The sequence below is a fragment of the Corynebacterium sp. c24Ua_83 genome (assembly GCF_039907245.1).
Lineage (GTDB): Bacteria > Actinomycetota > Actinomycetes > Mycobacteriales > Mycobacteriaceae > Corynebacterium.
Window position 1 is genome coordinate 41,524 of sequence record NZ_JASBOI010000005.1, and the last position, 22,376, is coordinate 63,899.

General features: G+C 64.3%; 21 protein-coding genes. 1 reads left to right on the top strand and 20 read right to left on the bottom strand.

Translation table 11 applies throughout. The features are described from left to right. Window positions 1–65 precede the first annotated feature (65 nt). The 3 genes from QKE30_RS05395 to lysS all read right to left on the bottom strand — a co-directional run bounded on the left by QKE30_RS05395 (window position 66) and on the right by lysS (window position 4,642). Window positions 66–1,274 carry an acyl-CoA dehydrogenase family protein gene (locus tag QKE30_RS05395; protein ID WP_347934290.1) on the bottom strand — a complete coding sequence of 403 codons (1,209 nt, stop codon included), beginning with the start codon at window positions 1,272–1,274 and terminating at the stop codon, window positions 66–68. A 58-nt stretch (window positions 1,275–1,332) separates the two neighbouring features. Further along, window positions 1,333–2,751, bottom strand: coding sequence for an acyl-CoA dehydrogenase family protein (locus QKE30_RS05400; RefSeq protein ID WP_071055969.1), 1,419 nt, complete (start codon window positions 2,749–2,751; stop codon window positions 1,333–1,335). Between the two features lie 283 nt (window positions 2,752–3,034). After that, window positions 3,035–4,642, bottom strand: coding sequence for a lysine--tRNA ligase (gene lysS, locus QKE30_RS05405; RefSeq protein WP_239200472.1), 1,608 nt, complete (start codon window positions 4,640–4,642; stop codon window positions 3,035–3,037). Between the two features lie 213 nt (window positions 4,643–4,855). On the opposite strand from lysS, the gene QKE30_RS05410 reads away from it, so the two are divergent. Further along, a complete protein-coding gene (locus QKE30_RS05410; protein WP_239200474.1) occupies window positions 4,856–6,073 on the top strand; it encodes a hypothetical protein in 1,218 nt (405 codons plus the stop codon). On the opposite strand, the gene panD is transcribed toward QKE30_RS05410, so the two are convergent. From panD to tilS, 17 genes are all read right to left on the bottom strand, one after another. Next, on the bottom strand, window positions 6,070–6,486 hold the full coding sequence (panD, locus tag QKE30_RS05415) for an aspartate 1-decarboxylase (protein WP_034965414.1): 417 nt from the start codon (window positions 6,484–6,486) through the stop codon (window positions 6,070–6,072). The genes QKE30_RS05410 and panD overlap by 4 nt on opposite strands. A 134-nt stretch (window positions 6,487–6,620) precedes the next feature. Further along, on the bottom strand, window positions 6,621–7,880 hold the full coding sequence (galK, locus tag QKE30_RS05420) for a galactokinase (protein ID WP_239200476.1): 1,260 nt from the start codon (window positions 7,878–7,880) through the stop codon (window positions 6,621–6,623). After that, a complete protein-coding gene (gene galT / locus QKE30_RS05425) occupies window positions 7,870–9,021 on the bottom strand; it encodes a galactose-1-phosphate uridylyltransferase (RefSeq protein ID WP_239200478.1) in 1,152 nt (383 codons plus the stop codon). The genes galK and galT overlap by 11 nt, the downstream gene beginning before the upstream one ends. A gap of 74 nt (window positions 9,022–9,095) precedes the next feature. After that, a complete protein-coding gene (locus tag QKE30_RS05430) occupies window positions 9,096–9,443 on the bottom strand; it encodes a hypothetical protein (RefSeq protein WP_239200480.1) in 348 nt (115 codons plus the stop codon). A 37-nt stretch (window positions 9,444–9,480) separates the two neighbouring features. Then, on the bottom strand, window positions 9,481–11,136 hold the full coding sequence (locus QKE30_RS05435) for a sodium:solute symporter family protein (RefSeq protein WP_239200482.1): 1,656 nt from the start codon (window positions 11,134–11,136) through the stop codon (window positions 9,481–9,483). A gap of 161 nt (window positions 11,137–11,297) precedes the next feature. Beyond that, window positions 11,298–12,266 carry an aldose 1-epimerase family protein gene (locus QKE30_RS05440; RefSeq protein WP_239200484.1) on the bottom strand — a complete coding sequence of 323 codons (969 nt, stop codon included), beginning with the start codon at window positions 12,264–12,266 and terminating at the stop codon, window positions 11,298–11,300. Window positions 12,267–12,300: 34 nt separating this feature from the next. Next, entirely contained in the window at window positions 12,301–13,212 is a 912-nt protein-coding gene (panC, locus tag QKE30_RS05445) for a pantoate--beta-alanine ligase (RefSeq protein ID WP_239200486.1), read from the bottom strand. 5 nt (window positions 13,213–13,217) lie between these two features. After that, window positions 13,218–14,123: a DUF2520 domain-containing protein gene (locus tag QKE30_RS05450; protein WP_239200488.1), complete on the bottom strand. Its 906-nt coding sequence runs from the start codon at window positions 14,121–14,123 to the stop codon at window positions 13,218–13,220. A 9-nt stretch (window positions 14,124–14,132) separates the two neighbouring features. Then, window positions 14,133–15,257 carry an MrpF/PhaF family protein gene (locus QKE30_RS05455; protein WP_239200490.1) on the bottom strand — a complete coding sequence of 375 codons (1,125 nt, stop codon included), beginning with the start codon at window positions 15,255–15,257 and terminating at the stop codon, window positions 14,133–14,135. A gap of 10 nt (window positions 15,258–15,267) precedes the next feature. Next, complete coding sequence (locus QKE30_RS05460) at window positions 15,268–15,762, bottom strand: DUF3180 domain-containing protein (RefSeq protein ID WP_239200500.1); 495 nt, start codon at window positions 15,760–15,762, stop codon at window positions 15,268–15,270. 24 nt (window positions 15,763–15,786) lie between these two features. Continuing rightward, window positions 15,787–16,350 (bottom strand): 2-amino-4-hydroxy-6-hydroxymethyldihydropteridine diphosphokinase, encoded by a 564-nt coding sequence (gene folK, locus QKE30_RS05465; protein ID WP_239200510.1) that lies wholly within the window; start codon window positions 16,348–16,350, stop codon window positions 15,787–15,789. Then, on the bottom strand, window positions 16,347–16,712 hold the full coding sequence (folB, locus tag QKE30_RS05470) for a dihydroneopterin aldolase (protein ID WP_035004717.1): 366 nt from the start codon (window positions 16,710–16,712) through the stop codon (window positions 16,347–16,349). The genes folK and folB overlap by 4 nt, the downstream gene beginning before the upstream one ends. Continuing rightward, window positions 16,705–17,556, bottom strand: a complete 852-nt coding sequence (gene folP, locus QKE30_RS05475) for a dihydropteroate synthase (RefSeq protein WP_347934322.1) — start codon at window positions 17,554–17,556, stop codon at window positions 16,705–16,707. Before folP ends, folB begins: the two co-directional genes overlap by 8 nt. Window positions 17,557–17,609: 53 nt before the next feature. Next, on the bottom strand, window positions 17,610–18,206 hold the full coding sequence (folE, locus tag QKE30_RS05480) for a GTP cyclohydrolase I FolE (RefSeq protein ID WP_011272992.1): 597 nt from the start codon (window positions 18,204–18,206) through the stop codon (window positions 17,610–17,612). Then, complete coding sequence (ftsH, locus tag QKE30_RS05485) at window positions 18,206–20,578, bottom strand: ATP-dependent zinc metalloprotease FtsH (RefSeq protein ID WP_347934292.1); 2,373 nt, start codon at window positions 20,576–20,578, stop codon at window positions 18,206–18,208. The genes folE and ftsH overlap by 1 nt, the downstream gene beginning before the upstream one ends. A gap of 77 nt (window positions 20,579–20,655) precedes the next feature. Next, window positions 20,656–21,237: a hypoxanthine phosphoribosyltransferase gene (gene hpt / locus QKE30_RS05490; protein WP_347934293.1), complete on the bottom strand. Its 582-nt coding sequence runs from the start codon at window positions 21,235–21,237 to the stop codon at window positions 20,656–20,658. A 115-nt stretch (window positions 21,238–21,352) separates the two neighbouring features. Then, window positions 21,353–22,375 (bottom strand): tRNA lysidine(34) synthetase TilS, encoded by a 1,023-nt coding sequence (gene tilS, locus QKE30_RS05495; protein ID WP_239200525.1) that lies wholly within the window; start codon window positions 22,373–22,375, stop codon window positions 21,353–21,355. Window position 22,376: the final 1 nt, after the last annotated feature.

Here is a 22,376-nt window from a genome sequence, read left to right on the forward strand (position 1 = left end):
GAGCGCGCGGCTCGCAGCCAGACTGCTAGCCAGCTAGGCGCGGGCAGCAGGCGCGCAGCCAGCTACTACTTGAGTTCCTTGGAGGAAAGACCCAGCTCCCGGCGAGCAACAACCAGCTGCTGAATCTGCTGGGTGCCCTCGAAGATGTCCAGGATCTTGGAGTCGCGAGCCCACTTCTCCAGCAGGTCACGCTCGGAGTAGCCGTAAGCGCCGGCGATCTCAACCGCACGCAGGGTCAGGTCGGTAGCCATACGGCCGGCCTTCGCCTTGCACTCGGAAGCTTCCTTGCTGTTCGGCTGCTTGTTGTCGGCCATCCAGCCTGCGCGCAGGGTCATCAGGTATGCAGCTTCCCAGTCGCTCTCCAGACGAATGTACTCGCTGGCAGCTGCGGGCTGGTTCCACTCAGGGGCGTCATAATCGATCTCTACACCTGCGTCGGTGAGGATCTCGCGCAGCTTCTCCAGGGCAGCGCGGGCAACACCAACGGCCATGGCGGCAACCATCGGACGGGTGTTGTCGAAGGTGGCCATCACACCGCCGAAGCCCTTCTTGGTGTCCACCTCCGGGGAGCCCAGCAGGTTCTCCTTCGGGATGCGGACGTTGTCCAAGATGAAGTGCGCGGTGTCGGAGGAGCGGATGCCCAGCTTGTGCTCCAGGCGAACCAGCTCGAAGCCCGGGGTATCGCGCGGGATGACGAAGGACTTGATGGCTGCGCGGCCTGCGGACTTGTCGACGGATGCCCAGACGACAACGTGGGTGCAGCGCTCGCCGGCGGTGACGAAGATCTTCTCACCGTTCAGTACGTACTCGTCGCCATCCAGCTTGGCGGTGGCGGCAACAGCTGCGGAGTCGGAGCCGAACTGCGGCTCGGTGATGGCCATGGCGGCCCAGATCTTGCCGAAGCGCTCGAGCTGCTCGTCATCGGCGACGGCTGCTACGGCTGCGTTGCCCAGACCCTGGTAGGGGATGGACAGGGTGAGTCCCACGTCGCCCCAGCAGGTCTCGATGACGTTGAGGATGGAGGCCATGTTGCCGCCATTCTTGACGCCCTCAGTCTTCTTCTTGTCATCGCCGCGGCCACCGGAGGCACCAGCCATTGCCTGGCCGGCGTCTGCCATGCCCTCGACCAGGCTGGCCATGGTGTCCAACTCGACGGGGCGCTCGTGCTCCGCGAGGTCGTACTTGCGGGAAATCGGGCGGAAGATTTCGGCGGCGGCCTGGTGCGCTTGGTTCTGGCCCGCCTTCAAACGCTTGGGGAGTTCCAGATTAATCATGATGTGGTTCCTTCAAGTTCCTAGTGCTTATTCGATATGGATTCGAATTGTGGCGGGGTTAGACGACGACTACGCCCTCGGCGATGCCGATGGCGCGCATGTCGCGGTACCAGCGCTCGACCGGGTGCTCCTTGGTGAAGCCGTGGCCACCGAGCAGCTGCACGCCGTCGAGGCCCATGACCATGCCCTTGTCGGATGCGTAGCGGCGAGCAAGGCCAGCTTCGCGGTTGAAGGACAGGCCCTGATCCAGGCGGGAAACACCGCGCAGCAGGATCAGGCGCAGGCCGTCGAGCTCGATGCGCAGGTTGGCGACCATGAAGGCCACTGCCTGGCGGTGCGAGATCGGCTCGCCGAATGCTTCGCGCTCATTGACGTACTTCTTGGTGTACTCGAGGATGGCCTCGCCGGTGCCGGCTGCCAGTGCGGCCCAGCCCAGGCGGGAGCGGCGGATGATCTCTGCGTAGTTTTCCTTGCGCTCGTCGGCGGCCAGGTCCTTGCCGCCCAGCAGCTGACTGGCGGGAACGCGGACATCCTTCAGCAGCAGGCGACCCAGGGCGGCGGCGCGCAGACCCATGGACGGGTCAGCCTCAACGACCAGGCCCTCGGTGTCGGACTCGACGATGACGAAGGTGTTCTCGCCGTCGAGGTTCACTGCGATGACGAACAGCTCGGCCTTACCTGCGTTCGGAACCATGGTCTTCACGCCGTTGATGACGATATCGTCGCCCTCGCGGACGGCGGTGGTCTGCAGAGTGAACGGGTCGAACAGCGGGCGGGACTCGGAAACGACCACTGCGGAAGCCGGGACGGACTCGCCCGCGAACTCCGGCAGGTAGGTCTTCTGCTGAGAGTCGTCACCGTAGTTGGTGATGACGTTGGCCACGCCAGCCGGTGCCAGGATGGCGACGGCCTGGCCCATGTCGCCGAATGCCAGAGCCTCGGCGATCAGGGCGTTGGTGGTGGCGCCGGAGGCGGAGGCGATGCCCTCGTACTCTTCCGGCAGGTTGATCAGGGCAACGCCCAGCTCAGCGGCAGCTTCCAGCAGGCCCTCTGCCGGCTCGGATGCCTCATTCTGGTCGTGGCCGGTCGGGCGCAGGCGCTCTTCAGCAAACTCGCGCACGGCTGCGACGATCATCTCCTGATCCTCAGTCGGAGTCAGGTCGAACGGTGCCTTGCCCGGTGCCGGCGCCTCGGTCGGGACCGGCTGGTTGTTCTCGTCGGTGGTCTGGTTGGCCAGGCGAACCGGCTTGCCCGAGCCCTTGATCTTCTTGAACTGGCGGTTCACGGCACCGAGGGTGCGCATTCCGGTCTTGGTGGACTGGTAGGCAACGCGGTCCACCTTCTTGCTCAGACCGTACTTCTCTGCCAGGTCGGAGCCGGTGAACTTCGTCAGGACTCCCATGACGGTACCGATTGCGTCTCGCTTGATGTTGTTCAGGCCAGGAGTTGAATCGGCACGCTTGCTTCGGTCGCTCATTTCGTGCGGCCACCTTTCACTGGTTGTCAGCGCAAATCTCATATCTGCATGTGCGGATAATTATGTACGTAGCATAAACCAGGATAATGGCGCGCATCACACTTTGGGTCAAAATATAGATTGAATTACACCCACACGGGCGAGCTGCACGCCAGCTACTCCCCCAGTTTTCGAGCCGCCCGCGCCCACTTTTCGCGGGCGCGCACCCCTACTCCTGTGCCCCTCCCCCTCGTGGCCAGTCGACCAACCCCGTGGCCGGTCGACTGTCGCTGATCGGCTGCCGTTAGTTGTCGCGCTCCGGCTTCACGATCGGGAACAGCACGGTCTCGCGGATGCCCAGGCCGGTCAGGGCCATCAGCAGTCGGTCGATGCCCATGCCGGTACCGGCTGTCGGCGGCATGCCCTGCTCCATGGCAGCCAGGAAGTCCTCGTCCAGGCGCATGGCTTCATCGTCGCCATTGGCGGCCAGGCGTGTCTGATCCTCGAAGCGCTCGCGCTGGATAACCGGGTCGATCAGCTCGGAATACCCGGTGGCCAACTCAAAGCCGCGGACGTACAGGTCCCACTTTTCTGTCACACCCGGCTTGCTGCGGTGCTGGCGGGTCAGCGGGGAGGTCTCCACGGGGAAGTTACGCACGAAGATGGGGCCTTCCAGCTGGTCCTCGCATAGGACCTCCCAGATCTCCTCTACTAGCTTGCCGTGGCCCCAGCCGCCCTTGGCGGGAACGTCAAGGCCGATGACCTTGGCGATCTCCTTCAGTTCCTCAACGGTGGAGTCGATCGTCACCTCTGGCTGGCCGGGGTACTTGCGTGCAAGCGCCTCGTTCAGCGAGGGGTACATCTCGATTTCCTTCCACTCCCCGCCGAAGTCGAACTCGGTGCCATCGGCGAGGCGCACCTTGCCGGTGCCTTCCAGGTCGGTGCCCTTGGTCAGCTGGTCCACGATGTACTTGATGGATTCGCGGGTGGTGCGGGCGCAGTCGTTGTAGTCGCCCCATGCAGCGTAGGTCTCCAGCATTGCGAACTCCGGGGAGTGGGACTTGTCCACGCCCTCGTTACGGAAGTTGCGGTTGATCTCGAAGACGCGGTCAATGCCGCCCACCACGGCGCGCTTCAGGAACAGCTCCGGTGCGATGCGCAGGTACAGGTCGATGTCCAACGCGTTGGAGTGCGTGACGAACGGACGGGCCGCCGCGCCGCCGTGCAGGGTCTGCAGCATTGGGGTTTCGATCTCTACGAAGCCCTCGCCCTCCATGTAGTCGCGCAGCGCGCGGATGACCTTCACGCGCGTCATTGCGTTCTTGCGGGCCTCCTCGCGCACGATCAGGTCGTTGTAGCGCTGGCGCACGCGGGTCTCTTCGTTCATCTCCGCGAACGCCACGGGCAGCGGGCGCAGAGCCTTGGCAGCCATGACCCACTCGCTGGCCATGACGGACAGTTCGCCGCGGCGGGAGGCAATCACGCGACCGGTCACGCCGATAAAGTCGCCGAGGTCAACGTCGGCCTTCCATGCCGTGAGTGCGTCTTCGCCGACCTCCGCCAGGGAGAGCATGGCCTGCAGCTGCGTACCGTCGCCGTCCTGCAGGGTGGCGAAGCACAGCTTGCCGGTGTTGCGCATGAAGATCAGGCGCCCAGTCACGCTAACTACGTCCTGGGTTTCTTCGCCTGCGGAGAGGTAGGTGACGCCCTCTGCCTCCACCGGCTGCTCTTCAGTTTCACCGTCAGTCTTCTTCACTGCCCACTTTGCGCGCACCTCGGCCAGAGAGTGGGTGCGTGGCACCTCTACCGGGTAGGCGTCCTTGCCGGATTCGAGGATGCGCTGCCGCTTTTCACGGCGGATGCGTAGCTGTTCGGGCAGGTCTTGTGCGGGGGTATTTGCTGCGTCAGTCACGCTTACAAAGCCTAGCGCATGAGGGGGACGGGTAATCGATTGAGGCATGCAGGTCGCCCGGGGGTGTTAGCTTTAGGGAACATAAGCCGTTTTGTTCCCCTTACTCCTAGGTAACTCCCTCCAGTCATTAAGTTTCACCAGCCACAACCGGTAATGGTCCGGAAATAGTCATAACTAGAAATACATAACTAGAAAACAAAGGAAGCTCTCGACATGCCTTCTTCACGCCCCTCTTCCCGCACCCGCACCCACGCCCGTGATTACGCCCGCGCTCTGGCAGCCTGTCTAGCTGCGGGCGCTTTGACCTTCACCGCCAGCTGCTCTGCTTTCCAGCGCCCGGAGGGCGCCAGCGAAGAGATCTCCTACGGGGGACAGAAGGGCGACTCCGGTGGTAACAAAGGGCAGCCCGCTCCGAGCAGCTACTCGGAGGTTTCCACGGAGATTAGCGATGACCAGCTGCGGGAGATCTTCGCCGACGGGAAGTTCAACGACTGCAAGCTGGATCAGAAGTTTTACGATAGCGCTTACTTGGATGGCGGGAAGATGATTCCGCTGGATTCGGCCGATGTCTATGTCAATGCGGAGACTTGTTCTGGTTATGTAAAGCCACAGATCAGTGGTGACCAGCCCGAAGAGCTAAACGATACATCGGTATATGCCGGACTATCCGCCACCAAGCATGGCTCCAACCTCGACGATATGGCCACCAACGATGCCGAATGGAACGATCTATCCGATGAGGGGCTTAAGGGGTGGAAGTCTATCACGATGAACGACATGTGTGTGCTTTCCGGCCCGGAGGGAACCCCTCTGGAATACGCGGAGGTTATCTCCACCTACACCTGCGACCCCGTCAAACCGCTGTTGCGTTCGCTGACGAACCTGGCTAACCGCTACCAGGAGCTAGAGGGCAAGGAAGCGAACATCGGCGGAGCCGACGGCCCGTTGGAGATCGGCGATCGCATTGAAATGGATCTCGTGGACGATAGCTTCCGCGAAGCCCGCGACAAGGCCAAGGGCAAGGACGAGTCGACCACCGAAGAGGTGGGAATCGGCAAGGTGGAGATGAAACTGAAGGATTCTGCGATCCTCATCGACAATCCGCGGGATTACAACAAACTCTGCGTCAAGGTGGAGTATGCCTACAAGGACAAGGCACCGCTTACTCCTCCGACCGAGATCGGCGTACAGGCTCCCAACGGTGAGTTCGAGGTGTTGAGGGCGGAAGGCGCTCTGCAAGCCTTGTCCGATGAGGGCAAAGGTAGCCAGAGTTACTGCTCGGAGGTTGGCGTACGATTCAGCAACACCGACTTCATTGTTACTGGTTTGAAGACGCTCTCGGCGACTAAAGAAGCTCTAGAGAAAGAAGGAATCCCGCTGTGGCGCCTACACGTAGAGCGCAACGACGACGGGAACTACGAGATCAGCTAGGCCTCCGGGTGGCGCGGGTTCTTTAGTCCCGAGCCGTCCGGCACGTGGGCTGGGTCGCCGCCGAGCTCCACCTGCTTGTTGTTTTCATCCACGAAGACCACGCGCGAGGCGTAGTTCTTCAGGTCTTCCTCGCTGTACTGGGCGTAGCCGATGATGATGACGAGGTCGCCGGGGCTGATCAGGCGCGCGGCGGCACCGTTGATGCCGATCACGCCGGTGCCCCGGTCGCCGGTAATGGCGTAGGTCGTCAGGCGATTGCCGTTATCGATATCGACGATATCGATCTGCTCGCCTTCGAGGATGTCGGCAGCTTCCATCAGATCAGCGTCGATGGTGCACGAGCCGACGTAGTGCAGGTCGGCCTGAGTGACCGTCGCACGGTGGATCTTTGACTTCAGCATTGTTCGCAACACGGGTGAACACCTTACCCGGGGCTAACCAAATAAGCTATTTAGCTGTTATTTTGTGCGGCGCCCACGCAACGCTCTGGGGACGTCCAAGCGGCACGCGAGCTCTGCTCGCGCAAGCGTTGCTCAAAGCGAGCCGCTTAAGCGTTCCGGTGCGCGCCGTCGCTCGGCAGGGCGACCACGAACTCGGGCTCGTTGAATCCCTTCTCCGCGAAGGCCCTGGCCACTGCCGCGGCCGTCGCCTCCACCTGATCCTCGCGCAGCAGCGCTATCGCGGAGCCACCGAAGCCGCCACCGGTCATGCGGGCGCCCAGCGCGCCTTCGGCCATCGCAACGTCCACAGCAGTATCCAGCTCCGGGACGGTGACCTCGTAGTCATCGCGCAGGGAGGCGTGGCTGCCCTGCATCGACCGCCCGAAGGCCTCCATATCCCCGGCGCTGACCTGGCGGATCGCTTCGGCGGTACGGTCGATCTCACTGACCACGTGGCGCACGCGGGCGGCCACCACCACCGGATCCATGTCGTTGGACTTGGCCCAGCCCACGGAGGCGTCCTCGGCCTCCTCGGCGAAGCGCAGGCTGCTAACGCCCAGGTCGGCGGTCACCCCGTCAATCACGGCGCGTCGCGCGGCATATTGCCCGTCGTTCAGCTGGTGCGGGGCGTTCGTGTTCATAATGAGGATCGCCAGCCCCCGCGCAGCAATGTCGAAAGGCACTTGGGTAGCGCTATCTTCGGCAAAGTCGATGGCCAGCGCGTGGCCGGCCTGACCGAACAGCGAAATACGCTGGTCAAGCCCGCCCGTCGAGGCGCCGACTACCTCGTTCTCTGCTCTTATGGACGCCCCCATGAGCCCGCTGCGAGCCGCATCATTGAGGGGCGCGCCGCCGTATAGGTCGTAGGCCGCGAGAGCCGCCGAGCATTCCAGTGCAGCGGAACTGGAGAGCCCCGCGCCGACGGGAACGTCTGACTCGATGGCAAGATCCAGCCCACCGACAGGCATCAGACCAGCCTCGGTAGCGGCCCAGATTGCGCCGACGGCGTACCCCGCCCAGTTGGCGGGGTTGCCGGGGCCGACCTCGGCGACGGGGATCTCAAAGTGGACAACCTCCGCGGGCTCGCCGAAGCGGGAGGCCACACGGTACACACCGTCGTCGTTCTTGGCGGCTGCCACGTAGGTGCGCTGGGAAAGCGCGAAGGGCAGGCTGATGCCATCGGCGTAGTCGACGTGCTCGCCGATCAGGTTCACGCGCCCCGGCGCGGACCACACGCCCGCCGGTTCGTAGCTGTAGACCTGCTGGAACAGGGACTGCGCGTCGGCAGTGCCCTGCTCCTCGGAGCGGGTCTGCAGCCAGCGCGGGGTAGCGGCGTTCTGTGCTGAGTTGGCTTGGCTAGTTGGCATTGTCGGCAACCTCCCGGAAGCGCTCGGCGATCCTCTCCGGGGTGGTGTCGGAGATCCAGGCCTCCTGGCCCGACTCGCTACCGGCCAAGAACTTCATGCGTCCTGGGGAGCGCATCATCGAATACAGCTGCAAGTACAGGCGACCGTTCTCCCGGTCCTCCCCCACCGGCGCCTGGTTCCAGGCGGCGATGTAGGGGGTGCGCTCCACACCCTCGAAGAAGCGATCCATGCGGCCCAACAGATCCAGGTAGAAGCGGGTCAGCTCGTCCTTCTCCTCGTCGCTCAGCGCCGCGAAATCCGGGACCGCCCGGTTAGCCATGAGGATGACCTCCACCGGCCACTTCGCTGCCGCCGGGACATAGGCCGTGAAGTGCTCACCGGCCAAAAGTACGCGGGTGCCGGATGCCTTTTCGGCGGACAAGGTGGCGTCAAAAAGATCCTTTCCAGTTTGCTCCCTAAACGCCCGAGCGCGTGCAGCGACCTCGGCGGCGCGCGGCGGGACGAAAGGATAGGAGTAGATCTGGCCGTGCGGGTGCTGCAGGGTCACGCCGATCTCCTTGCCACGGTTTTCGAAGGGGAACACGTAGCGGATGCCCTCGATGGCGGAGAGCTCGGCGGTACGGTGCGCCCAGGCCTCGACAACCGTGCGGGCGCGCTCGTAGGGCAGATCCCTGAACGAGGAGTTCACGTCCGGGGTGAAGCAGACGACCTCGCAGCGGCCGATGGCGGGCTTGCGAGGGAACAGCTCCTGGCCGTCGACGTTCGTAGCGAAGTCCTTTGGCACCTCCATGTGGACCGACAGGGACGGGAAGCGGTTCTCGAAGACCACCACGTCGTAGTCGTCGGCGGGCACCTCGGTGGGCAGCTCGCCGGGCTTGGTGGGAGCCAGCGGGTTCTCGTTGGCCGGGGGCATGAACGTGCGGTTCATGCGGTGCGCGGCGTAGACGTACCACTGGCCCGTCAGCGGGTCCTGGCGCATCTCGGATTCCGTGGTAGCTTGCGGCAGATCGCGGGAATCGTGCAGCTCGCGCTGCTTCTCCCCCGCAACGTAGGCCGGCTCGTCGTCGAAGTACAGCAGCTCGCGGCCGTCCGCCAGCGTGGTTCGGGTTACTTTAAATTCGTGCTGCACAGCGTGGATCACTTCCTAAAAAGTCCTTGGGTGGGGATGGTGCTTAGTTTAAAAATGCCCGCCTCCGGGTGGGGCGGGCATGTGCGTTACTTAGATCGCGAGGCCGGTGAATCGGCGGGATCAGCGGGATCAGCGGGATCTGCAGACTCCGCGGTGTCGGCAGGTTCGTCGATCTTGACCGGATCCAGCTTGGTCCACAGGAAGAAGACCGCCGCCACGACGACCATGGCAAGCCCGCAGACCAGGTTATACGTTTCGTTCTTCGGCTCGCCGGTGGTCACATCCATGCCCGGGTCCAGCAGGAAGTAGCTGAGCAAAAGCACAAGTCCGTACAGGCCCATGAGGGAGCCGATGACGTTGCGGATGTCGAAAGCGCCGGCCATGTGGGAACGCTTGGTTTTCTTAGCCGTCTTGTTAGCCGTGTTGTTAGCCATTGTGTCCGTTCACTCCTTTCTGAAAGTTTAAGCGCTCTTAGGCGAACACGATGTTGAGGACGAGCACCATTGCCAGACAGAGGATGCCCAGCGGGACGGTGCGGCGGTACCACGGCAGGGTGGCCTCGGCGGCGTCCGTGAGGTTCTCCTTCGGAGTGACGGACTTAACGAAGCCCACCAGCTCCTCGTCCGGCTTCGGCTCGGTGAACAGGGAGACTAGGACGGAGGCGATGATGTCCGTGACGAACGCCAGGGAGGCCGCAACGAAGGCCGTACCCTGACCCGGCAGGTTGAAGAACGTTGCGTCGGTGCTGCCGAAGGTGGCCACAGCCCAGTAGACGATTGCCACGCCCGTACCGGAAACCAGACCCACCCAACCTGCGGTGGGCGTCATACGCTTCCAGAACATACCCAGGATGAAGGTGGCGAACAGTGGCGCGTTGAAGAAGCCGAACAGCGTCTGCAGGTAGTCCATGATGTTGCCGAAGTTGGAGGCCAGCAGGGCGGTGAACACGGCAATGACGGTGGCGCCGACGGTCGCGATACGGCCGACCTTGAGGTAGTACTCGTCGTCGCGATCCTTGACGATGTAGGACTCCCAAATGTCGTAGGAGAACACGGTGTTGAAGGCGGAAATGTTAGCCGCCATGCCGGCCATGAACGCGGCTAGCAGACCCGCGATGGCCACGCCCAGCAGGCCGTTCGGCAGCAGGTCGCGCATCAGGTACAGGATCGCGTCGTTCGGTTCGGCGGAACCATCCATGATCGGGGTGACGGTCGCGCCGGCGACCATGCCCGGGATGACCACCAGGAACGGGATGAACATCTTCGGGAATGCACCGATGATCGGGGTCTTGCGTGCAGACGACAGCGAATCGGCTGCCATGGAGCGCTGTACCTCCACGAAGTTGGTGGTCCAGTAGCCGAAGGACAGCACGAAGCCCAGGCCAAAGACCAGGCCGATCGCGGAGACGATCGGGTTGTCGAAGCCCGAGATTTCAGTACCTGGCCAGGTGTGGAAGTGCGACGGGTCTGCAACCTTCTCCTGCAGGCCGGACCAGCCGCCGACTTGGTGCAGGCCAATCATCGTCAGCGGCAGCAGGGCCGCGATGATCACGAAGAACTGCAGCACCTCGTTGTAGATGGCAGCGGAAAGGCCACCGAGGGTGATGTACGACAGCACGATTGCCGCGGCCACCACCAGCGTGACCCACAGCGGCCAGCCGAGCAGGGAGTTAACCACCTTGGCCAGCAGCAACAGGTTCACACCGGCAATCAGCAACTGGGCTACGGCGAAGGAGAGGCCGTTGACCAGGTGTGCGCCCTTGCCGAAGCGGCGGAGCATGAACTCCGGCACGGAACGCACCTTGGAGCCATAGTAGAAAGGCATCATCACGATGCCGAGAAACACCATCGCCGGGATCGCGCCGATCCAGAAATAGTGCATGGTTTCGAAGCCGTACTGCACGCCGTTGGCCGAGTGGCCCACGATTTCTACGGCACCCAGGTTAGCGGAGATGAAGGCCAGGCCCGTCACCCATGCGGGTAACGAGCGGCCGGAGAGGAAGAAGTCGATTGAGCTGGACACTTTGGACTTTGCGGCCCAACCGATGCCCAGGACGAACGCGAAGTAGAGGGCGACCAGCGCGTAGTCTACCCAGCTCGCGTCCAGGCGTAGTCCTTCAGCCGTCATAGCTGCGAACCTCCAGGAACGTCATGTTCCCGTCCCAGGCGCCAATCGTCTTATTTTTCAACTACCAGCGACGAGAACTATTGGATACTTTATGCATCTCGCATTCTAACGCCGCGGGGCGTACTAACGGAAATTTTTTTCTATTTCCAAAAGTACTTTTTCTAATTTGTGACGCCCTCACTCGGAACAAAAGAAATTCCACATTCGAAGCTGTGTTTTTCGCCTGGTTGTAGGCGAATGAGGTCTCGGCCGGAGCGTAGAGCGTCCGGCGGACACGTCATCGGCTCGACGGCCAGGGCCCGCCCCACGCCGGGATAGCCTTCGCGGCGGGCCGGGTCGGCCGTGAACACCTGGAACCAGTCGAAGCCCTCGCCTACCCATAGGCGCACGCCCTCGCCGTCGAGGTTCAGCAGTCGAGCTTCGGCCAGTGCCTCCTCCTGCGCACCGATCTCGCCGAAGCAGTGATCCAGCCACACCCCGGCCATGCGCTGGCCGAATTCCACATCTGGCAGCACCCGGCGAGCCGGAAACTCTGGGCCGGCGGGCAGGTTACGCACGGAATCCAAAGGCAGATTCGTGCTGACAGGCAGGTGCAACACGCAATCATCAAGCGGGGCTCCCAGAGCGCTCAGGTATGGGTGCCAGCCCAGGCCGAAGGGGCAGGAAGCATCGGCCTCGTTGCGGACGTCGAAGACGGCACGCAGCCCCTCATTCGCATCGAGCGACCACGTCACCCGCATGCGCAGCGGCCACGGCCATCCCTGGCGCAGGCCGGTGGACAGCTCCAGCGTCACGAAGTCCTCGCCTTGGTCGGCAACGTGCCAGGCCATCTGCCCCACGAATCCGTGGATCGCGGTGGCGCGGCCCGGCTCCGTGATGTCCAAACGGTGCAGCACGCCGTCGTGGGCGAAGACCCCGTCGGCTGTGCGGTTCGGCCATGGGGCCAGCACAATTCCGGAGGATAGCGGCGGGTAGGCGCCCTCTGGGTAGGAAACCACCAGGGGCTTGCCCGCGTAATCCAGGCTGCGCAGTCCGCCACCGAAGGTGGAGATGCTGGCGCAGTACTCCCCGGCTGAAATATCCACGAAGGGGTGCGAGTGGCGCTTCAAAGTTTCGAGTTCGTCGCTCATGGTCCTACTCAGCTCTACTCAGTTCTGCTCAGTTCTACTCACCTGCGTTGTCCGCGGGCTCGCCGCCGTCGTCCAGCCCCTTGAAACCAGTTCCCAGGGGCACGCCCACGTTGTCGATCAAGCGCGTGGTTCCAACGCGCGCCGCCACCAGCAGGCGGGCCTCTCCGTCCTCCGGAGTGTCGGAAAGGTCCGTACCGCGCAGCTCAAGATAGTCGACGTCCACGCCCGAGGCGGCGTCCAGAATAGATCCGGCAGTCTGCAGCACCGCCGCAGGGCCCTGCTCGGCCACGAAAGCACCGGCGGTCAGGGCGGCGGACAGGGTGAGGGCAAGCTCGCGCTCCTCGTCGGAAAGGTAGACGTTGCGGGAGGACTTCGCCAGACCATCGGCCTCGCGCACGATCGGCACGCCGTGGACCTGTACCTCCATGTTCAGGTCCGTAACCATCTGCTGGATCAGCAACAGCTGCTGATAGTCCTTCTCCCCAAAGAAGGCATGGCCGCAGTGTGTGATAGTGAAGAGCTTGTTCACGACCGTCAGCACGCCCGCGAAGTGGGTCGGGCGGTGGGCGCCCTCCAGAATGCGGCCGACCTCGCCCGGGTGGATAGTCGTGCGCGGCCCGTTGGGGTACATCTCGCGGGGGCTGGGAGCAAATACCGCGTCCACGCCCGCAGCCTTCAGCTTTGCCACGTCCTCATCGAGGGTGCGCGGGTAGGCATCCAGGTCCTCCCCCTCGGCGAACTGCAGGGGGTTCACGAAAATACTGACCACAACCAGTGCGCCCGGGATCTGCTGGGCGGCCTGCACCAGCGAGAGGTGCCCCTCGTGCAGCGCGCCCATCGTGGGCACCAGCGCCACGGGGCGGCCCGCCTTGCGCATGGCGCGGGTGAGCTGCCCGATCTTCTCGATCTCGGTGAAAACCTCTGCTTGGCCAGGTGTGAACGTCATGGCTCTTACTCTAGATCCAGCAGTCTTTCGACCTCAATAGCCCCCGCTTTAAGCGCGGTGCGGCGAGCCATCGCAGTGTAGGCGGCCTCGGCTGGCCCCTCCTCGGCTGAGCCTTCCCCGTCCCCCAGTTCTCGCAGCGCGGCGCGGTGGCGCATCACGGCCTCTGCGTCGTCGCGGGCCACCGGACCGGTCAGCCCGTCCATGCGTTTTTCCAGCGCGTTATCCACCGCGGCGTGGGCGATGCGGCGCAGCAGCAGGGCGCTGTCGGGGCTCTCCCCTGGCGCTTCCATCACACGGTCCAGGATCTCTTGGGCGTCCGTCAGAAGGGTCACCAGGTGGTTGGCCGCGTGCGCCATCCCCGCGTGGTAGGCCGCCCGGCGGTGTTCGGGGATAGCAACGGGCACTCCGCCGAGGCTGGCCACGAGGGTTTGCGCGACCACATCGCCGACTTCGGAGTCGCTGGTCACACCCCATGCGCAGCCGTCCAGCCGCTCGCTATCGGCCGGGGTGCCGGTGAAGGTCATCGCCGGGTGCAGAGCCAGCGGCAGCGCGCCAGTATCGGTGATCGGCTGCAGGATCTCGCAGCCAAACGCCCCGGAGACGTGCGCCACGATCTGCCCATCGCGCGTGTGCTGCGCAACTTCCTCCACCACCTCGGGCAGCTTCGGATCCGGCACCGCCAGCACCACGAGCGCGGCGTGGGCGGTGCTGTCTAGGTTGATGCGGGGGATGTTCGGGATTCTTTGGGACGCCAACTCTTCCGAACGTGCCGAATGCGCATAGATGCCGTGCACGTGGTGGCCGGCGCGTGCGAAGGCCTCCGCCAAAGCCACGCCTACTTTCCCGGCGGAGATAATGCCGACGGAGAGGCGTGGCTGTTGAATATCCGAGCTAGTTTCCGGGCCTGTCACAGGTTGGTTTTACTTCTCTCGATTCTTGAAGCGCTGCATCAGCTCTGCGACCGTGAGGCCGTTTTCCACCTCGTCGGCGCGACGGCGACCGTGGGTGGTTGCCGTTGCCTCAGTCTGCGCCTCAGCCTGCCCAGCCTGCTTCGCGGCAGCGTCCTGGGCGCCAGCTTCCTGGGCGGCGCTAGTGCGGGCACGGCTGGGGCGAACGGCTTCGGCGCTCGGCATCTGCGCGCGGCGCTTCTGGGCGGGCTTGGGCTGAGTGGGCTTTTGCTGAGTGGCCTTGTGCTCTGCGCGCTTCGCCTCGTCCATCGCGGTGGTGTCCACAACCAGCGGCAGCTGGGAGGTCTCCTCGGAGTCCTGGCCGGTCCAGTTCACGGCGGCGAAGGTTCCGCTGTTGAACTTCGGCTTGCTGCGGTGCTGCGCCTTGTGCGGCTGGGCTTCCTGCTGGCCCGCCGACTTCTGTCCCGCCGACTGCGTCTGACCTGCAGTCTGCCCGGCTACGCGTCCGGCAGAACCGCCTGCAGCTCGGGGCGCCTGTCCGCCGGTGCTGTGCCCCAGCTCGCGGACTCGCTCGGCGGTCGCACGCACGGCGCGCTGCTCGCCCTCGTCGAAGTTCTCACCGGTCAGCTCCGCCAGCTGCTTGCGCATGTGAGCCAGCTCCGCACGCAGCTCCTCCAGGTGTTTATCGCGCTGGTCCTGGGACTTCTTGGCCTCTGCGGCATACTTCGCCTGTGTTGCAGCCTCGCGCTTTTCCAGCTGTGCGCGCTCGTGTTCCAGCTGCGACTGGAAGTAGCTCTCCTGGTTCTCCGCCTGCTCGCGCGCCAGCTTCAGGGCACCTGAGTAGCGCAGCACCAGCACCACGCCGAAGAAGGCAGCCCAGAGGGCGGCGATAAGCGCCACCTTCAGCCAACCATCGGAATCCATGAACAGCATCAGCACGCTGGCCAGCAGCGCCAGAACCACCAGGCCAAACATGAGGAAGCGGGAGAGCCCCGAAGGCTCGTTGGCCGCCACGGAAGAGCCCTGGAAGTTAGAGTCGTCCTCATACCCCAGGGGTTCCAGGGACTGGCGCCCGTCAAAGGGCTGCGACTGCGGCTGGTGAGACTGCTGTGGCTTAGGAGTCTGCTGGAAGCTCATGGACAACACACTACCCAACGTCGAGCCCGTTGGGCGTTAATGGCGCATCTGGCGGTGGCGCTTCGCAGCTGCGCTCCAACCAAACCCCAGCCGCAACGGCCGCCAGAGCCCCCAGCGCTCCGGCGATCACGCCCGGCGCATCAGCCTCCGCGGCCATGAGGTGCCCCGCGTTCGGCAGAACATAAAGTCCCGCCCCGACGAACACTCCCAGGAACACCGACCCGGCCCACGCCGTGGCCTGGCCGAGCGCCAGCCACTGAACCACAGTTGTCGGCTGCATCTGCGTGCGATCCATCCCCACCCCGCTGCTGCTGCCGATGCGCTTGCGGATCACCCAGCCCGCCACGGCGCACACGATTGCAAAGACCCACAACAACACGGAGCCGGTGGTCTTAATCGGTGGGAAGCTTCCATAGAAGCTCAGCGTGCTGACCCAGGCGATGAGGGCGCATACGATCGCCACGACAGCTAGCGTGGAGATCTTCGTGCGCTTCAGCGGGCTCATGTGCTGCCTCTGTATTCCTCGTCTTTAGTTCTCGCCAGGATCCGATAGTTCGGATCGATCCGCCGGGACGATGGCTTCCCGTTCGGCCGGATCAACCTCTTCCAGCCATTCCAGGATGCCTCGTCCGCCCAAGGTACACCAGGGTTCCCTGGCCAACTGCAAGTCGCTCAGCGGCACCAGCACAAACGCCCGCTCGTGGGCGTAGGGGTGCGGAATAACCAGCTCAAACCCCCACTTCCCCTGGGACTGTAGGGGCTGGGACTGGGCGTCAAAACCAAAAAGAATGTCCACATCGACGGTGCGCGGGCCCCACCGAACCTCGCGCTCCCGCCCCGCGACGGCCTCGGCGAATTGGCAGTGGTGCAGCAGCGCGAGCGGATCCAGCGACGTGCGCAAGGCCACCACGGAGTTGCGGAACTCCTGCTGCTCCACCCCACCCCACGGCGGGGTGATGAAGATCCGCGACTTCTCCACAATCTCGATGGCCGGGTGCATCGCCAACAGCTCGTAGGCGCGTTCGATCTGTGCGGTGGGGCTGCCCACGTCGCCGGGCATGTTCGAGCCGATTCCCAGGAAGGCCGTGATCATCGCTTGGACCTCCGAGCTACCACCCGCACGTCGCCGAACGGGTGGGCGATCGGCGCCTGCGGCTTGTGCACCGTGACCTCCACGGCGTACACCCCGCCCAGCTCTGCGATCTGGTCCGCGATGTTCGAGGCCAGGGTTTCGATCAGGTCGTGGCCTTCCTGCACCTCCACCGCGTTCACCGCGATGTCAGCCAGCTGCACGTAGTTGATCGTGTCTTCCAACGAGTCCGAATCTGCCGCGGCGCGGAAGTCCGTCCACACCACCATGTCCACGATGAACTTCTGGCCGGTGTCCTTTTCGTGCGAAAACACGCCGTGGTGGCCGAAAGCCTCCACGCCGATGAGCTCGATGCGGTCAGCCACGTCGCGCCCTCCATTGCTCGTCGATGTCGGGGCCGCGTCCGGTGGCCATCGCGTGTGCGACGTCCACTGCGGCCCGTGTCGGGGCTACCTTATGCACCCGGACGGCCCACGCGCCAACTGCCGCCGCCAGCGCGGAGGTGGCCGCCGTCGCATCGTCCGCCGATTCCGGGCTGCCGGGGTTGCCGTCGCTCGCGGGGCGCAGCGCGGTGAGAAAACGCTTGCGCGAGGCCCCCACCAGCACCGGATAGCCCATCTGCACCAGCCGGTCGGTGGCGCCGAGCAACTGCCAGTTTTCCTGCGGAGTTTTCGCGAACCCGATGCCGGGGTCCAGGTAAATCTGTTTCTTTGTGACGCCTACCGCCTCCGCCGCTTCGATCCTCTGCTCGAGCCAACCGATGACGTGGCCGACGATGTCCTCGCCGTGGTCGTGGTAGCCCTCGGCTCCGGCGAAGTCCGCAGCGTTTCCCTTGTTCCAGTGCATCAGAATGATCGGCAGGCCGGATTCCGCGGCCAGCGGAAGCATGTCTGGATCCGCCAGGCCGCCGGAGACGTCGTTGAGGTAGGTGACGCCCGCTTTCCAGGCGGCCCGCGCCGTGGATGCCCGCATCGTGTCGATGCTGGTGGCGATTCCCCGGCGGGACAGTTCCTCGATGACGGGGGTGATGCGGGCGGCCTCGACCTCTGGGGCGACACGGGTGGCGCCCGGGCGGGTGGACTCTCCGCCGACGTCGATGATGTCCGCGCCGTCGGCGACCATCGCCTCGGCGTGAGCCAGCGCGGCCGCGGTGTCCGGGTAGGCCCCGCCGTCGGAGAAGGAATCCTCAGTGACGTTGAGGATGCCCATCACGAGAGTGCGCTGGGGGTTGTTCGCGCTGGGGTCAGTCACAACAGAACCCGTCACGGCCGAATCAGCGCCATTGCCTCTGCGCGGGAGGCCGCGTTCTTCTGGAATCCGCCACGGACCGCGGAGGTCACCGTGTTGGCGCCGGGCTTACGGATGCCGCGCATGGCCATGCACAGGTGCTCGGCCTCCAGGACGACGATCACTGCGGAAGGATCCAGCTTGTCCACCAGCGCGTCGGCCACCTGCGAGGTCAAGCGTTCCTGAACCTGCGGGCGCTTTGCCAGGCCGTCGATCAGGCGGGCCAACTTGGACAGGCCTGTGACCTTGCCGGATTCACCGGGGATGTATCCGATGTGCGCCTTGCCGAAGAAAGGCACCAGGTGGTGCTCGCACATGGAGTAGAAGGTGATGTCGCGCACGAGCACCAGCTCGCGGTGATCCTCGCTGAAGGTCTTGTTGAGAACCTCCGTGGGGTCCTCGTACAGCCCGGCGCACGTCTCGCGGTAGGCGCGAGCCACACGGGCCGGGGTTTCCTGCAGACCCTCACGGTCGGGGTCTTCGCCGATGGCGAAAAGGAGTTCGCGGATGGCCGCCTCTGCCCGCTCCTGGTCGAAGGAGCCGGGGTCGAGCGGCTGCTGTGGGTTATTCACTACTTGTCTTCCTGCCTGTGCTGGCCACCGGACTCGTTGCCGTTGTAGCCACCGTTGTGCTTATCCCAAGGGAACGTCTGCTCCGGCATCTCACCGCGGCGGTAACGCGCCTGCGATTCCTGTGAGTCTTGCGGACGCTGCTGCTCTGCCTGCGCGGACTTCTCTGCCTGTGGTCCAGGCTGCGCGGGCTGCACAGCTTGCTTCTGCTGCGCGGGCTTCTCCGGCTGGTGATCTGGCTGCTCGTTGTCGGGCAGGCGGAAGCCGCGCTCCTCCTCCGGCGCCACCGGGCGGGCGGTGCCCTGACCCTGCTGGGCGTGCTGACCCTGCTGGCCATGCTGCAGGCGCTCGGCCTGGCGCTGCTCGTTCTGCGCCTTGCGCTTTTCCATGCGGGCACGGCGGGCAGCGGAGAAGAAATTGGTCTTCTCCGGAGGCTCCTCGCCACGCTCGCGGGCCAGCTCGACCGGGGTCTTCACCGGCTCGCGGTGGTCGCACGGGCGATCCAGATCCTGCATCGGGAAGATGTCTGCAACCTCGCGGGTATCGATGCCCTCGAAGATGGCCTCCAGGTCCGGGCGGCGCAGAGTCTCCTTCTCCAGCAGCTTGGAAGCCAGGGTGTCCAGGTAGTCCCGGTTCTCACGCAGCACGTCGTAGGCCACCTGCTGGGCCTTGTTCATCAGCATGCGCACCTGCTCGTCGATCTGGTTGGCCACATTCTGGGACGGCTGATTGCCGCTCTGGCCGCCACGGCCGACAAACGGGTCGCCGTCGTCCTGGCCGTATTTCACAGCACCCACAACCGGGCTCATGCCGTACTCCACCACCATCGCGCGGGCGATGTTCGTAGCCATCTCAATGTCCGCAGAAGCACCAGTGGTCGGGTTGCCGAAGACCAGCTCCTCGGCAGCGCGACCGCCCATGGCGAAGACCAGGCGGGCGAACAGCTCGGAGCGGTTGTACATGCCCTTGTCGTCCTCGGGGGCGGTCATGGCGTGGCCACCGGTGCGGCCTCGCGCCAGGATCGTCACCTTGTAGACGCGGTCGATGTCCTTCATCGCCCAGGCGGCCAGTGTGTGGCCGCCCTCGTGGTAGGCGGTGACCTTCTTCTCGTGCTCAGAGATGATCTTCGAGCTGCGGCGCGGTCCACCCACCACGCGGTCGGTGGCCTCTTCCAGCGCGTCGGCGGTAATCACGTTGCCGTCCACGCGGGCGGTCAGCAGGGCGGCCTCGTTCAGCACGTTCTCCAGATCCGCGCCGGACATGCCCGCAGTGCGCTTGGCCAGCGACTTCAGGTCCACGTCCTTGGCCAGCGGCTTGTTCTTCGCGTGCACGTTCAGGATCTGCTCGCGGCCCGCCAGGTCCGGGTTGGTCACCGGGATCTGGCGGTCGAAGCGGCCCGGGCGCAGCAGCGCCGGGTCCAGAATGTCCGGGCGGTTGGTGGCGGCCATCAGGATCACTCCGTCGCGGTCGCCGAAGCCGTCCATCTCCACCAGCAGCTGGTTCAGGGTCTGTTCACGCTCGTCGTGACCGCCGCCCATGCCGGCGCCACGCTGGCGGCCGACCGCGTCGATCTCGTCGACGAAGATGATGCACGGCGAGTTCTCCTTCGCCTGCTTGAACAGGTCGCGCACGCGAGAGGCACCCACGCCGACGAACATCTCCACGAAGTCGGAACCGGAGATAGTGAAGAAGGGCACGCCTGCCTCGCCGGCCACGGCGCGGGCCAGCAGCGTCTTACCCGTACCGGGCGGGCCGTACAGCAGCACACCACGCGGGATTTTCGCTCCCAGCGCCTCGTAGCGGCTCGGGTCGGTCAGGAAGTCGCGGATCTCGTCCAGCTCCTCCACAGCCTCGTCGGCCCCGGCGACGTCGTCGAAGGTCGTGTCCGGGTTGTCCTTATTCAGCTGCTTGGCAGTGGACTTACCAAAGCCGAAGGCGCCCATGCCGCTGCCGCCCTGCATGCGGGACAGCATGAACATCAGCAGGCCGAAGATCAGCAGCATCGGCAGCAGCATCACCAGCAGGCTGCCCAGGAAGCTATCCTCAGTGACCTTGGTGTTGTACTTCTCCGCCTCGGACTTCTTCACCGCGTCGAAGATCTCAGGCGCGGCCCGGCCGGGGTACTTCGCGATGACCTGCTCGATGTCCTTCTTGCCTTCGACCTCGATAGAGTCCTTCAGCTTCAGCTGTACCTGCTGCTCACGATCGTTGATCTGAGCTTCCTTGACGTTCTTGTCTTCCAGCTGCTTCAGGGCTATTGAGGTCTCGACCTCGTCGTAGCCGCGGGCGTCATCAGTTAAAACACCGAACGCATAGATCGCGATGAGGATCACAGAGACAATGCCCGCGATCCTCAATACCTTCTTCTTGTCCATATTTCCTAGAGTGTTGTTGGTTTAAATTGCCGTGCGAACAGCGCTATTTGGAGCTTAATGGATTTCAGCCCAGCGCTTTACTGGTAAACGCGCGGGTTCAGGGTGCCCACGTAGGGCAGGTCGCGGTAGCGCTCGGCAAAGTCCAGGCCATAGCCCACAACGAACTCGTTGGGGATGTCAAAGCCGACCTCGGCCAGGTCGATCTGCACCTTCTGCGCCTCCGGCTTGCGCAGTAGCGTAACGACGGACAGGGACTTCGGGTTGCGGTTGCGCAGGTTCTTCAGCAGCCAGGAAAGGGTCAGGCCGGAGTCGATGATGTCCTCGACGATCACCACGTTGCGGCCCTCGATGTCGCGGTCCAGGTCCTTCAGGATGCGCACCACACCGGAGGAGCTAGTGGAGTTTCCGTAGGAGCTCACGGCCATGAACTCCAGCTGCGTCGGAATGTCGATCGCCCGCGCGAAGTCGGTGATGAAGAACACCGCGCCCTTCAGCACGCAGATCAGGATGAGGTCGTCTTCCTCGTCGCGGAAGCGGTCAGCTGTGGCTTTGGCCAGCTCGTTGATGCGGGCGTGCAGCGTTTCCTCGTCGATGAGGATACTTTCTAGATCGTCGCCGTAAGGGTTTTCCGGGACATTGAAGTTCTTCTCGCTGTGCATCGCAGACCTCGTTTTCCTCGTTTGTTTCGCAGTGCTTTCGCAGTGTGGCTTCGCTGACTTGGCTCCGCTGCATTGGCTTCGCCGTTTTGTGCCTGCCTGGCATTCTAGCGCGCAGCTACGACCTGGGGACAGTCGCTAACTGCAGGTACCCATCGCGACGTTGCACGACCAGGCGGTGGGTGCGCCGTTGCAAGGTGGATGCAGGTTGGTTCTGTGGCCACGGCACTGCTGCCCCTCCCTGCCCTTTCCATGCGATGACCAGCGCGTCTATCGCGTTGAGGTGCGCGCTCGTGAGGGGTCCGGCTTTGTCTGCCAGCCATTGTTTGAGCACCCTACGCCGCAGTGCCGCTGGTTGCTGTTGTAGTTCAGTGCAGTTTAATGACGCCCCCTCCTCCGCCGCCTGCAGCTCCCGTCCAGCGAGCTCGTCGAGTAGCTCGACGTCTTCGCGGAGCATCCGCGCGGTGCGGGCCATGTTCGCACCGATGTGCTCCCCGAGCGCATCTTGCAGGTAGGGCAGCACATGGGTGCGGATGCGGCTGCGCAGGAAGGTGTCGCTGGAATTGTGCGGATCCTCCCACCAACTAAGGCCGGCGGCGCGGCATTCTGCCTCCGTATCCGCGCGAGTGCAGTTCAGCAGCGGACGGCCGAGCCACACGGCCCCCGCGGCCACGGCCGCGTGGTCGGTGTGTACGGATCGCATCCCGGCGATGGCTTCCGCCCCGGATCCGCGGACCAGCCCGATGAGCATCCCTTCTGCGTCGTCATCCGCCGTGTGAGCCACCAAGAGAGGCCGCCCGGCGGCTGCCACGCCGAGGACTTCGTAGCGCGCCTGGCGCGCCGGCCCCTCCCCTGGGCCTTCCACTTCGACGGTGCGGATCTCCGCCGCCGCCCCGAGGGAGCGCGCGGTATCCGCGGCCTGCCGCGCCACCTGTGCGGAGCCTTCCTGCAGCTGATGGTCCACCACCACCGCGTGTACCTTCACCCCGCAGCGCAGCAGGCCGTGCACCAGAGCCAGGGAGTCTGCCCCGCCGGATAGCCCCACTGCCACCCCGGCGCGAACCTGTTCCGCGCGCGCTGCGAACTCGGGGCTGGTTTCCAGCTCTCGCAGCCATGCCCGGATCTGCGACTGCACACTCATG

Excerpts from the sequence above, each read along its gene's own strand:
- galK (WP_239200476.1), bottom strand. The coding sequence starts at position 7,880 with ATGCCAACTAGCCAAGCCAACTCAGCACAGAACGCCGCTACCCCGCGC.
- tilS (WP_239200525.1), bottom strand. The coding sequence starts at position 22,375 with ATGAGTGTGCAGTCGCAGATCCGGGCATGGCTGCGAGAGCTGGAAACC.
- folK (WP_239200510.1), bottom strand. The coding sequence starts at position 16,350 with ATGATCACGGCCTTCCTGGGAATCGGCTCGAACATGCCCGGCGACGTG.
- QKE30_RS05455 (WP_239200490.1), bottom strand. The coding sequence starts at position 15,257 with ATGAGCTTCCAGCAGACTCCTAAGCCACAGCAGTCTCACCAGCCGCAG.
- panC (WP_239200486.1), bottom strand. The coding sequence starts at position 13,212 with ATGACGTTCACACCTGGCCAAGCAGAGGTTTTCACCGAGATCGAGAAG.
- QKE30_RS05400 (WP_071055969.1), bottom strand. The coding sequence starts at position 2,751 with ATGAGCGACCGAAGCAAGCGTGCCGATTCAACTCCTGGCCTGAACAAC.
- QKE30_RS05410 (WP_239200474.1), top strand. The coding sequence starts at position 4,856 with ATGCCTTCTTCACGCCCCTCTTCCCGCACCCGCACCCACGCCCGTGAT.
- folP (WP_347934322.1), bottom strand. The coding sequence starts at position 17,556 with ATGGGCATCCTCAACGTCACTGAGGATTCCTTCTCCGACGGCGGGGCC.
- QKE30_RS05430 (WP_239200480.1), bottom strand. The coding sequence starts at position 9,443 with ATGGCTAACAACACGGCTAACAAGACGGCTAAGAAAACCAAGCGTTCC.
- QKE30_RS05460 (WP_239200500.1), bottom strand. The coding sequence starts at position 15,762 with ATGAGCCCGCTGAAGCGCACGAAGATCTCCACGCTAGCTGTCGTGGCG.
- hpt (WP_347934293.1), bottom strand. The coding sequence starts at position 21,237 with ATGCACAGCGAGAAGAACTTCAATGTCCCGGAAAACCCTTACGGCGAC.
- QKE30_RS05395 (WP_347934290.1), bottom strand. The coding sequence starts at position 1,274 with ATGATTAATCTGGAACTCCCCAAGCGTTTGAAGGCGGGCCAGAACCAA.
- QKE30_RS05440 (WP_239200484.1), bottom strand. The coding sequence starts at position 12,266 with ATGAGCGACGAACTCGAAACTTTGAAGCGCCACTCGCACCCCTTCGTG.
- ftsH (WP_347934292.1), bottom strand. The coding sequence starts at position 20,578 with ATGGACAAGAAGAAGGTATTGAGGATCGCGGGCATTGTCTCTGTGATC.
- QKE30_RS05435 (WP_239200482.1), bottom strand. The coding sequence starts at position 11,136 with ATGACGGCTGAAGGACTACGCCTGGACGCGAGCTGGGTAGACTACGCG.